At 72.3% G+C, this 13,529-nt stretch carries 10 protein-coding genes; 3 read left to right on the forward strand and 7 right to left on the reverse strand.

All coding sequences use genetic code 11. The features are described 5' to 3' along the window. Positions 1 to 35: 35 nt before the first annotated feature. The 5 genes from AC5L38_RS20065 to AC5L38_RS20085 all read right to left on the reverse strand — a co-directional run bounded on the left by AC5L38_RS20065 (position 36) and on the right by AC5L38_RS20085 (position 6,083). Positions 36 to 314, reverse strand: coding sequence for a sarcosine oxidase subunit delta (locus AC5L38_RS20065; RefSeq protein WP_495244325.1), 279 nt, complete (start codon positions 312 to 314; stop codon positions 36 to 38). Between the two features lie 13 nt (positions 315 to 327). After that, positions 328 to 1,548, reverse strand: a complete 1,221-nt coding sequence (locus AC5L38_RS20070) for a sarcosine oxidase subunit beta family protein (RefSeq protein WP_495244326.1) — start codon at positions 1,546 to 1,548, stop codon at positions 328 to 330. A 30-nt stretch (positions 1,549 to 1,578) separates the two neighbouring features. Further along, complete coding sequence (locus AC5L38_RS20075; RefSeq protein ID WP_495244327.1) at positions 1,579 to 4,005, reverse strand: GcvT family protein; 2,427 nt, start codon at positions 4,003 to 4,005, stop codon at positions 1,579 to 1,581. 100 nt (positions 4,006 to 4,105) lie between these two features. Further along, a complete protein-coding gene (locus AC5L38_RS20080) occupies positions 4,106 to 5,005 on the reverse strand; it encodes an NAD-dependent epimerase/dehydratase family protein (RefSeq protein WP_495244328.1) in 900 nt (299 codons plus the stop codon). Next, on the reverse strand, positions 4,998 to 6,083 hold the full coding sequence (locus AC5L38_RS20085) for a LacI family DNA-binding transcriptional regulator (RefSeq protein ID WP_495244329.1): 1,086 nt from the start codon (positions 6,081 to 6,083) through the stop codon (positions 4,998 to 5,000). The genes AC5L38_RS20080 and AC5L38_RS20085 overlap by 8 nt, the downstream gene beginning before the upstream one ends. 117 nt (positions 6,084 to 6,200) lie before the next feature. Here AC5L38_RS20085 and AC5L38_RS20090 point away from each other — a divergent pair, with 117 nt between their 5' ends. The 3 genes from AC5L38_RS20090 to AC5L38_RS20100 all read left to right on the forward strand — a co-directional run bounded on the left by AC5L38_RS20090 (position 6,201) and on the right by AC5L38_RS20100 (position 11,062). Beyond that, a complete protein-coding gene (locus AC5L38_RS20090) occupies positions 6,201 to 6,977 on the forward strand; it encodes a sugar phosphate isomerase/epimerase family protein (RefSeq protein ID WP_495244330.1) in 777 nt (258 codons plus the stop codon). Then, entirely contained in the window at positions 6,974 to 8,137 is a 1,164-nt protein-coding gene (locus tag AC5L38_RS20095) for a Gfo/Idh/MocA family protein (RefSeq protein WP_495244331.1), read from the forward strand. Before AC5L38_RS20090 ends, AC5L38_RS20095 begins: the two co-directional genes overlap by 4 nt. Positions 8,138 to 8,206: 69 nt before the next feature. Continuing rightward, positions 8,207 to 11,062: a glycoside hydrolase family 9 protein gene (locus AC5L38_RS20100; protein ID WP_495244332.1), complete on the forward strand. Its 2,856-nt coding sequence runs from the start codon at positions 8,207 to 8,209 to the stop codon at positions 11,060 to 11,062. Between the two features lie 208 nt (positions 11,063 to 11,270). On the opposite strand, the gene AC5L38_RS20105 is transcribed toward AC5L38_RS20100, so the two are convergent. After that, positions 11,271 to 12,176: an NADP-dependent oxidoreductase gene (locus AC5L38_RS20105; RefSeq protein ID WP_495244333.1), complete on the reverse strand. Its 906-nt coding sequence runs from the start codon at positions 12,174 to 12,176 to the stop codon at positions 11,271 to 11,273. Positions 12,177 to 12,417: 241 nt separating this feature from the next. After that, complete coding sequence (locus tag AC5L38_RS20110) at positions 12,418 to 13,467, reverse strand: hydroxyacid dehydrogenase (protein WP_495244334.1); 1,050 nt, start codon at positions 13,465 to 13,467, stop codon at positions 12,418 to 12,420. Positions 13,468 to 13,529: the final 62 nt, after the last annotated feature.

The following is a 13,529-nucleotide window of genomic DNA, read 5'->3' on the forward strand; positions in this document are numbered from 1 at the left end:
GGACGCCGGGAGACTCGCGCCGGTCACCATGCGGTTCACGCGTCCACCGGCCTTGGCTCGCCTATGCGGTAGACGGCGCGGAACTCGTTGGTGGCGGTGTCGCGGACCGCGTTGAACCAGCGGCGGCATCCGGCCCCGTGGTGCCAGCGCTCGGCGAACGGCCCCTTCGGGTTGTCGCGGAAGAACAGGTAGCGGGCCCACTCCTCGTCGGAGAGCGCGGCCGGGTCACCGGGGTAGGCGACCTGGGCCTGCCCGCCGTAGTGGAACTCGGCCTCGTCCCGTGGACCGCACCACGGGCAGGGGATCAGCAGCATCGGTCGGGCTCCTTCAGTGGGCCACCGCGGCGGCGCCGTGCTCGTCCACGAGCGCGCCGGTGGTGAATCGTTCGAGCGTGAAGGCGGCGTTGAGGGGATGCGGCTCGCCGTGGGCGATCGTGTGCGCGTAGCACCACCCGACGCCGGGGGTGGCCTTGAAGCCGCCGGTCCCCCATCCGCAGTTGACGTAGAGGCGGTCGACGGGGGTGAGCCCGACGACGGGCGAGGCGTCGGGGGTGACGTCGACCACCCCGCCCCAGGTGCGCAGCACGTGGGCCCGCGCGAAGACGGGGAACAGCTCCAGCGCCGCCGCCATCTGCCGCTCGATGATGTGGAACGCGCCGCGCTGCCGATAGGAGTTGTACGCGTCGATGCCCGCCCCCATGACCAGCTCGCCCTTGTGGGCCTGGCTGACGTAGACGTGCACCGCGTTGGACATGACCACCGTGGGGTGTACGGGCTCCAGCAGCTCCGAGACCAGGGCCTGCAACGGGTGACTCTGCACCGGCAGCTCCACCCCCGCCATCCGGCCGACGACCGAGGAGTGCCCGGCCGCGCACATCGCGACCCGGCCCGCGGCGATACGGCCCCTGGTGGTGCGTACGGCCTCCACCCGCCCGTCCACGACGTCGACGCCGGTGACCTCGCAGTGCTCGATCAGGTCGACGCCCATCGCCGCGGCGGCGCGGGCGAACCCCCAGGCCACGTAGTCGTGCTTGGCGATTCCCGCGCGCGGCTGGTAGGTGGCGCCGAGGACGGGGTAGCGCACGTCGGGCGAGACGTTGACGATCGGGCAGACCTCCCTCACCTCCTCGGGGCCGAGCCATTCGGCGTCGACGCCGTTGAGGCGGTTGGCGTTGACCCGGCGGACGCTCTCCCTGACGTCCTGAAGGCTGTGCGCGAGGTTGAGCACGCCGCGCTGGCTGAACAGGATCGGGTAGCCGAGGTCCTCCTCCAGCCCCTCCCACAGCTTCAGCGAGTGCTCGTAGATGCCCGCGCTCTCGTCCAGGAGGTAGTTGGACCGGATGATGGTGGTGTTGCGGGCCATGTTGCCGCCCGCCAGCCAGCCCTTCTCCAGCACGGCCACGTCGGTGATCCCGTGGTTCTTGGCCAGGTAGTAGGCGGTGGCCAGGCCGTGGCCCCCGCCGCCGACGATCACCACGTCGTAGGAGGCCTTCGGCTCCGGACTGCTCCACAGCCGGTCGGGGTGCTCGGGCAGCGCCTCGGTGCTCATCGTCGTCCCCTCTCGATCCCGCCTGCCGCGCTAGCCACGCAGGCGCTCCATCGCCGGGTCGTACAGCGGCTCCTCGGCGACGACGGCGGCCACCCTCCGGTCGAAGTAGCCGATGCGCAGCTCCCGTCCCGGCACGGACAGCCCGGCGGGCAGCCAGGCGTAGGCGATGCCCTTGCCTATCGTGTAGCCGTAGGCGGCGCTGGTGACGTATCCGACGGGGGACTCGCCGTCGTAGACCGGCTCCTTGCCCATGACGACGGCGGCCGGGTCGTCGACGGTGAGGCAGGTCAGCCTGCGCCGGGTGGTCGCGCCGCGCTCGGCCAGGGCCGTGCGGCCGATGAAGTCGCCCCTGTCGGCCTTGCGCACGGCGAAGCCGAGGCCCGCCTCGTACGGGTCGTGCTCATAGGTCATGTCGGTGCCGAAGGAGCGGTAGCCCTTCTCCAGCCGCAGGCTGTTGAAGGCGCCGCGGCCTCCCGCGACGATCCCGTGCTCCTGGCCCGCCTCCCAGAGGGTGTCCCACAGCTTCGCGCCCATGTCGGCCGTCGTGTAGAGCTCCCAGCCCAGCTCCCCGACGTAGGAGAGCCGCAGCGCGGTGACGGGCACGGTGCCGACGTACGCCCGCGCGGCGCGGAAGTAGCGGAAGCCGCCGGGGCCGAAGGCAGGTCCGGCGAGCGGGGCCACGACCTCGCGGGCGAGGGGTCCCCAGACGCCGACGCAGCAGGTTCCGGGGGTGATGTCGGTGACGGTGACCGACCCGTCGGCGGGCAGGTGGCGGTGCAGCCAGTCGAGGTCGAGGTTGCCGTTGGCGCCGACCTGGAACAGGTCGCGGCCCAGCCGGGCCACCGTGATGTCGCTGCGGATGCCGCCGTCGTGGTCGAGCAGCAGGCAGTACGTGACCGAGCCGACGGACTTGTCGACGTCGCCCGTGGAGATCCGCTGGAGGAAGGCGGCGGCCCCGCGGCCCGCGACCTCGATCCGCTTGAGCGCGCTCATGTCGTACAGGGCGACGGCCTCGCGCGAGACCTGGGCCTCGGCGCCGACGATCGGCGACCAGTGGCGGGCGGCCCAGTCGTTGGGGCGGGGGATGTCACGGCCGTCGAGCAGGGGGGCGTTGGCGCCGTACCACTGGGGGCGCTCCCAGCCGGTGGCCTCCAGGAAGTACGCGTCCAGCTCGCGCTGGCGGGCGTGGAAGGGGCTGGTGCGCAGCGGGCGCAGGTTCTCGGCCGGTTGGAGCGGGTGGATGATGTCGTAGACCTCGACGAAGTTCTGGCAGTCGCGGGTGCGGACGTACTCGGGGGCCAGCTGGTGGGCCTCGAACCGGTTGACGTCGCACTCGTGCAGGTCGAAGGACGAGCAGTGGCCGTCGGCCAGCCACTCGGCCATCGCGCGGCCCACCCCCGCCGAGTGGGTGACCCACACGGCCTCGGCCACCCAGAAGCCCCGCACGTCGCGCGACGGCCCGAGCAGCGGCATGTTGTCGGTGGTGAAGGAGAACAGGCCGTTGATCCCCGTTTCGAGCCCGGCCTCCCCCGCGGCGGGCAGCAGCGCCTTCGTCTCGGCCCAGGCGGGGGCGAAGTCCTCGTCGGTGAACGGCAGCACCGAGGGCATGACCTCGGCGTCGGCGATCGGGAGGATCTCCTCGGCGGTGATCGGCATCGGGCGGTGGCCGTAGTAGCCGACGCCGAGCCGGTCGAACCGCTCCCGGTAGTACAGGTCGGCGTCCTGGTGGCGCAGGATCGGCCGGACGGCCTCCTCCGCCTGCCCTGCCAGGGCGGGGACGGGGCCGGTCCAGGCGAGCTGGTGGGCGAGGGGGGTGAGCGGCAGCGCCATGCCGACCATGCCCGCCACCTTCGGGCCCCAGATCCCGGCGCAGCAGACCACGAGGTCGGCGGGGATCTCGCCCCGGTCGGTGACGACGGCCGTGACCTGGTCGTCCTCGACGCGGATGTCCAGCACCTCGTGCCGGTCGAGGACACGGACGCCCCGCTCCCGGGCGCGCGCCAGCTGGACCTCGACGGCGCGTACGGCCTTCGCCAGGCCGTCGGTGGGGACGAACAGCCCTCCGAGGACCATGTCCCGGTCGAGCAGGGAGTGGCGCTCCACGCACTCCTCGGGGGTGAGCAGGCGTGCCTCGATCCCCCAGGAGGTCGCCCAGCCGTGGCGGCGGTGCAGCTCGGCGAGCCGCTCGGGCGTGGTGGCCACCTCCAGGCCGCCGACCTGGAGGAAGCAGTCGAGGGAGACGAGTTTCTCGACGGTGTAGCGGGCCAGCTCCGCCATGGTCTTGGAGGGGTTGGTCTGGAAAACCAGGCCCGGCGCGTGGGAGGACGATCCCCCGGTGGCGGGCACGGCGCCCTGGTCGACGACGGTGATGTCATCCCGGCCCCTGGCCGAGAGCTCGTCGGCCAGGGCCGCCCCGACGACCCCGGCTCCGATGATGACGACGCGTCGGCCCGTCATACCCACCTCCGTCGTTGCGCAGTCCGAAACGAAGTGCGCTTCCCGCAACAGATTGTCCTCCCGTCGACAACACTGTCAAGGACGGGCCGAGGGACAGTGGTCAGTGCCGGGCGGGCACCGGGTGGATGTGCCGCGCGGTGAAACCGAGCAGGGCCGACGCGGGTTCGAGGTCGATCGGCACGGTACGGCCGGGGAAGCGGCGCCGCCGGGGAACCCCGGGGTGGCAGAGGTCGAGCAGACGTTCGGTGGGCAGCGGGGAGAGGGTCTCCGGCGCGGCGACGTACAGCACGTGGGAGCCGGGGACGGTGACGGACAGCGACAGCAGCAGGGCGCGGGCGGCGTCGCGGATGTCGAGATAGCTCCACAGGTCGGCCGCGCCCGCCTCCGGGCTGCGGGCGTATCTCGCCGCCGTCTCCGGCAGCCTGCGCTCCGCGTCGCCGACGAAGGGGAACCGCAGCGCGACCGTGGTCATCCCGTGGCGCAGGGTCATCATCGTCGCGGTGGCCTCGTCCGCCTGCTTGGACAGGGCGTAGGGGTCGGTGATCCGCAACGGGGTGGCGACGTCGACCGGGAGGTACGGCGGCGACACCGGCCGCACCGCGAACGGCAGCCCGCCGATCGCGTAACTGCTCGCGATCACCGCGTTGCCCACCCCTCGGCGCCCCGCCTCCTCCAGCACGACGAAGGTCGCCCGCGCGTTGCCGGTGAAGACGTCCTCCGGCGTGCCCAGCCGGGGCGAGGGCAGCGCGGCGAGGTGGATGACGCCGTCGGCGCCCTTCATGGCCTCGGCCACCGCGCCCGGGTCGCGGGCGTCGCCGACCACGATCCGGTCGGCGGGAAGCTCGCCGCCGGGCCGACCGCCCGGCACTCCACCTTCCGGTCCCCCGTCCCCCGGTGGGAGTACGAGGGCGGTCGCGGCCACGTTCTCCCGGGCGAGGAGGTCGAGGACCGCGCGCCCGACGTGGCCCGCCGCGCCGGTGACCAGCACCCGGTCAGGCATTGCGGGCCCGGGCGGTGGTCTGGCGGATGTGGAGCCGGGGCTCGATCTGGATGTGCACGGGCGCCTCGCCCAGCCGTCCCTCGATCAGGTCCGACAGCAGCCGTGTCGCGACGACGCCCACCTGCTCCTTGCCCGGCGCGACCGCCGTCAGGGGAGGGTCGGCCAGGCTGGCCAGCTCGTCGTCGTAGGCGACCAGCGACAGGTCCCCGGGGATCGAGACGCCGTGGGTGCGCGCGTGCTGCAGCAGGACCAGGGCGTCCTCGTCGCCGTGGCACAGCAGGGCGGTCACCCCGGCCGAGGTCAGCTCCTCCAGCACGGCCGCCGGGCCGCCCGTCTCCCAGGCCGGGCCGGTGCCCAGCCGCTCGCCGGTGATGTTGGGCACGTCGGCGTCCATGCCGTACCTGGCGATGGCGTCGACCCAGCCTCGGCGCACGAAGACGGCGCTCTGGGAGTCGCCCCGGCTGATCAGCGCGACCCGCGTGTGCCCGAGGTCGCGCAGGTGGCGCATGGCGCTGGCGACCCCGCGTTCGTGCGCCGAGCGCACCGTGGACAGCCGTCCCAGCTCCTCGCCGGGCACGGCGCGCTCGATGAGCACGACGGGCACGGGCACGTCGTCGAGGTAGGCCAGGGCGTCGTGGTCGTTCCCGCCCACCGACGGGGCGAGCAGGAGCCCGGCGCATCCGGTGGAGACCAGCTCGGCCACCAGCTTCGGTTCCTCGGCCCGGTCGTAGTTCGACAGCAGGAGGCGGACGTCGCCGCCCGTGCTCGCGGTGACCGACCGGATGCCGTCGACCACGCGTCGGAAGTAGTAGGCGGCCGGTATCAGCACGCCCAGCGTGCGGTGGGGCGCCGGGGCGCCGCCCGCCCCCTGGCCCGGGAACGCGGACTCGGCGGGGACGCTCTTGAGCATCGCCCCGCCGCGGACCTTCTCCAGGACGCCGTCGTAGATGAGGGCCTCCAGGTCCCGGCGGACCGTGACGTGCGAGACGCCCAGCTCGCCGACGAGCTGGGAGACGCGGACGGCTCCCTCACGTTGCGCGGACTCCAGGATCCGCGACCTTCGCTCAGCACTCAGCACCTGTGACCCCCTGTCGCCGAGGCGTGGAATCGCTCATCTTGATTGAAACTATTGACCACTAACGAAAAGTATTCGTAACATAAATGCGCCAAAATGTAAAGTTATGAGGGGTTGTTCGTGCCTGTTCCCGCTGTACAGCTTTACTCCGTTCGCACCGAGATCGCCACGCGCCCGGCCGCGACCCTGCGGTCCGTCGCCGATATGGGGTTCCGCGCCGTGGAGCCCACCGCGGGCCTGGTCGGTGACGACCCGCACGCCTTCCGCGACGCGCTGGCCTCGGCCGGGCTCACCGTATCGTCCCTGCACGGCCCGCTGCTCGACGAGCGCAGGGACGCGGTGGCCGCCGCCGCGCGGGTGATCGGCACGGACACCGTCGTCATCCCGGCGATCCCGGCGGAGGGGTTCGCCGACCGGGCGAGCGTCGAGGACAGCGCCCGCCGCGTCAACGAGGCCGTGAGATGGGCGGCCGGGGCGGGGCTGAGGCTCGGCTATCACAACCATCACTGGGAGTTCGCCCAGGTCGTGGCGGGGCGTCCCGCGTTCGAGCTGTTCGCGGACCTGCTGGAGTCCGAGGCGCTGCTGGAGGTCGACGTCTACTGGGCCCACGTGGGCGGGGCCGACGTGCCGGAGCTGCTCGGGCGGCTGGGAGAGCGGGTCTCCCACCTGCACGTCAAGGACGGTCCCGGCACGGTCGACGCGCCCATGACCGCCGTCGGCTCGGGCACGCTGCCGATCCCCGCCATCCTGGCGGCGGCGCCCCCGGGGGCGTGGCGGATCGTGGAGCTCGACCGTTGCGACGGCGACATGCTGGACGCGCTGGCCCGGTCACGGCACTACCTCTCCGGCCTCACCGGCCTCACCGGACTCACCGGCCTCACCGGACTCCCGGCATGAGCGGCCCGAGCGGCCCGAGCTCCGCGGGCATCGGCGACAGGCCGGTCGGCGTGGCCGTGGTGGGCTGCGGCGTCATCAGCGGGCAGTACCTGCGCAACCTCGCGGACTTCCCCTCCGTACGCGTGGTGGCGTGCGCCGACCTCGACCGGGCCAGGGCCGGGGCCGCGGCGGCCGAGCACGGTGTCGCGCACGCCTGCGGCCCCCGGGAGGCGCTGGAGCTGCCCGAGGTCGAGCTGGTGGTGAACCTGACGATCCCGGCCGCGCACGCGGAGGTCGCCGAGGCCGCGGTCGCCGCGGGCCGGCACGTCTACAACGAGAAGCCGCTCACGCTCGACCGCGAGTCCGCGCGGCGGCTGCTGGCGGCGGCCGAGGCGGCGGGGGTGCGGGTGGGCAGCGCGCCGGACACCTTCCTGGGCGCGGGCCTGCAGGCGATGCTCCGGCTGCTCGCGGGGGGCGGCGCGGGCCGGCCGCTCTCGGCGGTGGCCCTGATGCAGGGGCCGGGGCCGCAGCGCTGGCACCACGATCCGGAGTTCCTCTTCCGCGCGGGCGGCGGGCCGCTGTTCGACATGGGGCCGTACTACCTGACGGCCCTGGTCGCCGCCCTGGGGCCGGTGGCCCGCGTCACGGCGATGTCGGGCAGGTCGCTCGACCGGCGGGTCATCGGCGCGGGGCCGCGCGCGGGCACGAGCTTCCCCGTGGAGGTCGCCACGCACGTGACCGCGCTGCTGGAGTTCGCCTCCGGCGCGGTCGCCACCACGGTCTTCAGCTTCGACTCGCCGCTCGGCCGCCAGGACTTCCTGGAGTTCACCTGCGCCGAGGCCACCGTCGCCGGGCCGAACCCGAACGGTTTCGGCGGCCCGCTCCGGTCGCGCCGGGCGGGCGAGACCGAGTGGAGCGCGCTGCCGGTGCCCGGGACGGTGACCGGGCGCGGCGTCGGCGTCGCCGAGATGGCGATCGCCGTCAGGCGGGGCCGCCCGCACCGGGCGAGCGGCGAGCTGGGGCTGCACGTGCTGGACGTGATGACCTCGATCGGCGAGTCCGCCGAGCGGGGCGAGTTCGTCGACGTCGCCTCCACGTGCCCGCGCCCGGACCCGCTCCCGGAGGGATGGGACCCGCGAATCGCGACACCGATGGAACAAGAAGCAAACTCGACTATCTAAATATTTCAGACTTCTTGCCATCTGGTTTCGTGTGTATGAACATGAGCCAGATGGAAGGAGCGTGAGCCCATGATGTCCCTCCCCCCGCACGCTCGAACACTCCGGCGCCTGCTGCCGATCATGATCATCGCCCTGATGGCCGCCCTGCTGCCCGCCCTCCCGGCGCAGGCGGCCGGGACGGTCGAACAGGTCGCCGTCAGCCAGGCCGGATACAGTTCCGGCTCCTACAAGGCCGGTTACGTCGTGGCCACCGACAAGCTCTCCCCCTGGACCTGCGAGGTCGTGCGCGGCGGCGCCGTGGTCCTGCCGGGCTGCGTCCTGGCCGACCACGGCGTCGTGTGGGGAAGGCGGGTCTACAGCGTGGACCTGACCGCCCTCACCCAGCTCGGCACCGGGTACACCCTGCGGGTCAACGGCGTCTCCTCGCCGCCGTTCGACGTCGCCGACGACATATGGGACGGCTACAAGGACGAGATGACGGCCTTCTACCGGCTGCAGCGCGCCTCGGTGGCCACCTCCTCGGTCTACCCGCCCGGCTACAGCAGCGTGGCGCCCTCCGCCAAGGTGTTCCACGGCGCCGGGCACCTCGACGACGCGGCCTCCGCGGACGGCACCGCCCACCACGACCTGACCGGCGGCTGGTACGACGCCGGTGACTACGGCAAGTACGGCGGCAACCAGTGGGTGGGCGGCCAGATCGCCCTGGCTTACCTCCGCAACCAGAATTCCGCGCGGGTGCGGTTCGACAACGACGCCAACGGCGTGCCCGACCTGCTGGACGAGGCCAGGTTCGGCGCGGAGTACCTGGTCAAGATGGCCGCGGTCGCCGACGGCGCTATGTACGACGTGCGGGGCAACGGCTCCTTCGACCCCCCGGAGGTGCAGACAGACAACGTCCCCGGCACCTCCGACGACCGCAGGATCGGCGGGCTCGGCGTGGGCGGCTCCGCCAAGGCCGCCGGCGCGCTCGCCGCCACCGCCCGCGCCATCGAGGGCGCGCTGGGAACGGGGGCGATCGCCGCGGGCAGGGTCGCGGACTTCCAGGCGTTCGCCCAGCTCTGCGAGGAGACGGCCAGGACCTTCCACGACTACGCCGCCGCCCACCCCGACGACCCGATCGGTTCCTACTCCACGCGCGGCGGGCTGTCCAACTCGCTGCTCTTCGCCGAGGTCGAGCTGTTCCTGCTCACCGGCGAGGCGCCGTACGGCCAGGCAGCCACCGCCAAGATCGGCGCCCTCACCTTCGACGACCTGGCCTCGACCAACTACTGGGACCTGCGGCCGCTGTCGATGGCCGAGTTCCACCCGGTGGCGAACACGGCGACCAAGCAGAAGATCAAGGACCTGCTCACCAGGCAGGTGGAGTTCTTCCTGTCGATGGCCGACGACACGCCGTACGGCGTGCTCAACCAGTTCAAGAACTTCGGCGTGAACGAGCCGCACGTCTCCTACCTCGGCGACATGATGCGCTACTACGAGCTGTTCGGGGACCAGCGGGTGCTGCGGGCGGTGCTCAAGGGGACGTACTGGGTGTTCGGCGCCAACCCCTGGAACACCAGCTGGGTGTCCGGCGTCGGGGCCAGGCACGTGAAGTTCCTGCACACCAGGCTGGACGCCGAGGCCGACGACCAGACCGGTACCGGCGTGGTGGTCCCGGGGGCGATGGTGAGCGGGCCCAACGCCAGGGACCCGCAGGACCCCAAAAGCGCGAGCCCGTGGTACGCGGACCGGCCGATGTGGCAGGACAGCGCCCAGCAGTGGCGCTACAACGAGTACAGCATCAGCATCCAGGCCGGGCTGCTGTACACGATCATGGGTCTGATCAGGGCGAACGGCAACCCGAGCAGCGCCGCCCAGTCCCCCGTCAGGCTGCCCGTCACCTCCCCGGTCATCGGCGATCTCGTCACCGGCGACGTCACGATCTTCGCCCAGCCGGCCGCCACGCTGAGCGGCGCGGACCTCGGGGCCGAGCACACCCCGATGCCCCTGGTGAACGGCGTCCACACCGGCACGGTCAACGTCGACGGCGTCACGCCGTACACCAACCGGCGGGTCGACGTGCGCGGGACACAGACGAACGGCGCGCACACCTACTCCTCCACCCACCTCACGGTGGCGCCCCCGCCGCCGACCCCGCAGACGCCGCTGCTCTACGACGACTTCGGCGGAGGAGGGGTCTTCGGCTCGCAGAACATGGCGTGGGTCAACTGGTGGAACAACCAGGCCGGCATCGGGATCTACACCAGACAGACCATCGACGGGCGCACCGCGGGCCGCTTCTTCCAGAACCCGGCCTCGGCCTCCTCCCAGGCGAAGTTCCAGCCCTGGCACCACAGCGTGGACGCCTCCGGCTACCGCTACCTCACGGTCGTGATGAAGAGCCCGTCGCCGGGGGCGCGGATCTGGGTCGCGCTCAACGACGGCACGAAGGGCTACCGGGTCTCGGGGACGGCGCCGCTGACCGTGCCGAGCGCCTGGACGACCTACGACTTCGACCTGAACGCGTTCCCGCTGATGGACAGGTCCAAGGTGAAGATGGAGATCTGGCTGCAGCAGACCGCCGACGCCGACGGTGAGGTGCACGTCGACGGCGTCTCCTTCACCGGCAAGCCGGAGGGCACCGCGCCGGTGCTGAGCGGGGTGTCCCTCAGCCCCGCGACCGGCACGGCCACGACCGCGTTCACCTACACCGCCACCTACACCGACGCCGACAACCGGCCGCCGTTCTCCGTCGACCTGGTCCTCGACGGCGTCGTCCGCAGGATGGCCGAGGTCACCCCGTCCGACACCACCTACAGCGACGGCAAGGCGTACCGCCTGAAGGTCTGGCTGCCCAAGGGGGTGCACTCCTCCTACGTACGGACCACCGACACGACGTCACCGCTGGTGAGAACGGCCCTGCAGACCGGGCCCACGGTGAACTGACCCGCCCGCCCTGTCCCGGTGGGCGACCCCGCCGGGACAGGGCGCTCAGACGCTCAGACGTCCGAGCGTTCGGAGGCCCGGGGGCTTGAAGGCGTGGAACTTCTGACGAGATGACCTCCGAGGTGCTCGGATCACTCCGGGGCCGGTGATCCGGGGTGCGGGCTTCCGGCGGCCGAAGCCGCGGGAAGCCCTGAACGGTGGGACAGGCTCAGATGCGGACCACGATCTTTCCCCGCGTGTGCCCGCGCTCGGCGTATGCGTGCGCTTCCGCGATCCGTTCGAGCGGGTAGGTCCGCTCGACGCGCGGTGTGTAGCGGCCTTGACGGCCGAGTTCGCCCGCTTCGGCCAGGAGCGTGGAATCGTTCTCGGCGTTGGCCAGATGCACACCCAGGCGCTGCGCGTTGGCGTAGTCGGCGACCGTCGCCACGCGAGCGGGGTCGCCCACGATCGCGATGAGGTCGGTCAGGGAGCCGGAGGCCGCGGTGTCGAGCGCGATGTCGACACCGTCCGGAGCCAGGGTGGCGAGGCGCTCCGCGAGGCCGGTGCCGTAGGTGGTGGGAACGGCTCCGAGAGAGGTGAGGAACTCGTGGTTGCGCTCGCCGGCCGTCCCGATCACGGTGGCGCCCTGAGCCACCGCGATCTCGACCGCGGCACTGCCCACGCCTCCGGCCGCGCCCTCGATGAGAAGGGTGCGCCCTCGCAGGGGACCGAGCGCCTTCAGCCCGCCCATCGCGGTCACGGCTGCCAGGCCGGCGCCGGCGGCCTCCTCGTCGGTCCACGTGGCGGGGGCGTGGGCCCAGGCCGAGAGCACGGCCAGCTCCGCCGTCGCGCCGGTGACGCCGCCCAGCCCGAAGACACGGTCGCCGATGCTCACCCCCCGCACGCCCTCACCGATCTCGTCGACCACGCCGGCGGCGTCACGCCCGGGAATCGCGGGCAGGTCCACGGGGAGTACCGCGTGCACCGCACCGGAACGCACCTTCCAGTCGACGGGATTGACGCCGGCCGCCACGACGCGGACGCGGATCTCGCCGGGCCCGGGATGCGGGTCCGGCGCCTGCTCGACCACGAAGGTCTCCACACCGCCGTACTCGTGATATCGGACTGCGCGCATGACGTTCTACCTTTCCAGACGGCCTGGACCGGCCGTTCGGGAGATCAGTTGGGTGAATGTTCGGCGAGCGCCGACGCCCCTCACCCTAAAACCTGACATTGGTGTCAGGTGCAAGCCGGGCGGGCCGCCCGGACAGGGGAGGACCGGTGCGCATCGGTGAGATCGCCGGCAAGGCGCATCTCGCGGGACCACGAATCCCACTGCTCCCACGTGCGGTGAAGAGGCCTGAAGGCGCGGAGGATCAGGCGATCTTCGGCAGGTCGGCGCCGTCCACCGCGTGCAGCGGCGCACGCCCCTCCGCGAAGCACGCCAGCTCGTCCAGCGCCGCGTCGGCCAGCCGGTACGTCTCCGAGCCCAGCGCCCCGGCGATGTGCGGGGTGAGCACGACGTTGGGCAGCCTGTAGAGCGGCGAGCCCGCGGGCAGCGGCTCGGGGTCGGTGACGTCGAGGACGGCGTCCAGCCGCCCCGCGGCGCACTCCTCGGTGAGGGCGGCGGTGTCGACCAGCCCGCCCCTGGCGGTGTTGATCACGACGGCGCCGTCGCGCAGCAGGGCGAGCCGCCGCCGGTCCAGCAGGTGCCGCGTCTCGGGGAGCTGCGGCGCGTGCAGGGTCACCGTGTCGCTGCGGCGCAGCAGGGTGTCGAGGTCCACCAGCGAGGCGCCGAGCGCGGCGGCGCTCGCGGCCGAGGCGTGCGGGTCGGCCGCGAGCACGGTGACGTCGAACGGGCGCAGCAGCGCGGCCACCCTGCGGCCCACGTTGGACAGGCCGACGATGCCGACCGTACGCCGGTAGTTGGAGGGGTCGGGCACGGCGTCGCGCCAGGGCTCCCACGTCCCCGGGCTGCGGCGGTAGGCGGCGGCGAACCGGTGCGCCCGCTTGCCCGCCATCAGGATCGCGGCCAGCGTGTACTCCGCGACGGGGATCGCGTTGGCCCGCGCCGCCGACGTCACGACGAGCCCGCGTTCCCAGCAGGCGCCGGTGATGTGCTCCTTCACGGTGCCGGCCGCGTGGAAGACGGCCCGCAGCCGTGGCGCGCCGGCCAGCACCTCCGCCGTCAGCGGAGGGCAGCCCCATCCCGTGATGAGGACCTCCACCTCGGCCAGCCGCTCGCGTACGGCCGCCGAGCCCAGCTCCGTCGCCCACAGCGGCGCGCCCGTCCTGGCCAGGCGTGCGAGGCGTTCGCGGCGCGCGTCGTCGAACAACTGCCGATAGGTCTCCCGCGCCATGACGATGAGCGCTTCGGGCCGCTGGGTCACTGCGATGGGCTCCTGCCAGGTCAAGGAACTGAGCACTTGCGACACAAAATATACAACTTAGAAACTTATGTTTCATAGGTCTTGTCTTTTGTGTGATG

This window comes from Streptosporangium nanhuense (assembly GCF_059358815.1).

Excerpts from the sequence above, each read along its gene's own strand:
- AC5L38_RS20065 (WP_495244325.1), bottom strand. The coding sequence starts at position 314 with ATGCTGCTGATCCCCTGCCCGTGGTGCGGTCCACGGGACGAGGCCGAG.
- AC5L38_RS20070 (WP_495244326.1), bottom strand. The coding sequence starts at position 1,548 with ATGAGCACCGAGGCGCTGCCCGAGCACCCCGACCGGCTGTGGAGCAGT.
- AC5L38_RS20075 (WP_495244327.1), bottom strand. The coding sequence starts at position 4,005 with ATGACGGGCCGACGCGTCGTCATCATCGGAGCCGGGGTCGTCGGGGCG.
- AC5L38_RS20080 (WP_495244328.1), bottom strand. The coding sequence starts at position 5,005 with ATGCCTGACCGGGTGCTGGTCACCGGCGCGGCGGGCCACGTCGGGCGC.
- AC5L38_RS20095 (WP_495244331.1), top strand. The coding sequence starts at position 6,974 with ATGAGCGGCCCGAGCGGCCCGAGCTCCGCGGGCATCGGCGACAGGCCG.
- AC5L38_RS20100 (WP_495244332.1), top strand. The coding sequence starts at position 8,207 with ATGATGTCCCTCCCCCCGCACGCTCGAACACTCCGGCGCCTGCTGCCG.
- AC5L38_RS20105 (WP_495244333.1), bottom strand. The coding sequence starts at position 12,176 with ATGCGCGCAGTCCGATATCACGAGTACGGCGGTGTGGAGACCTTCGTG.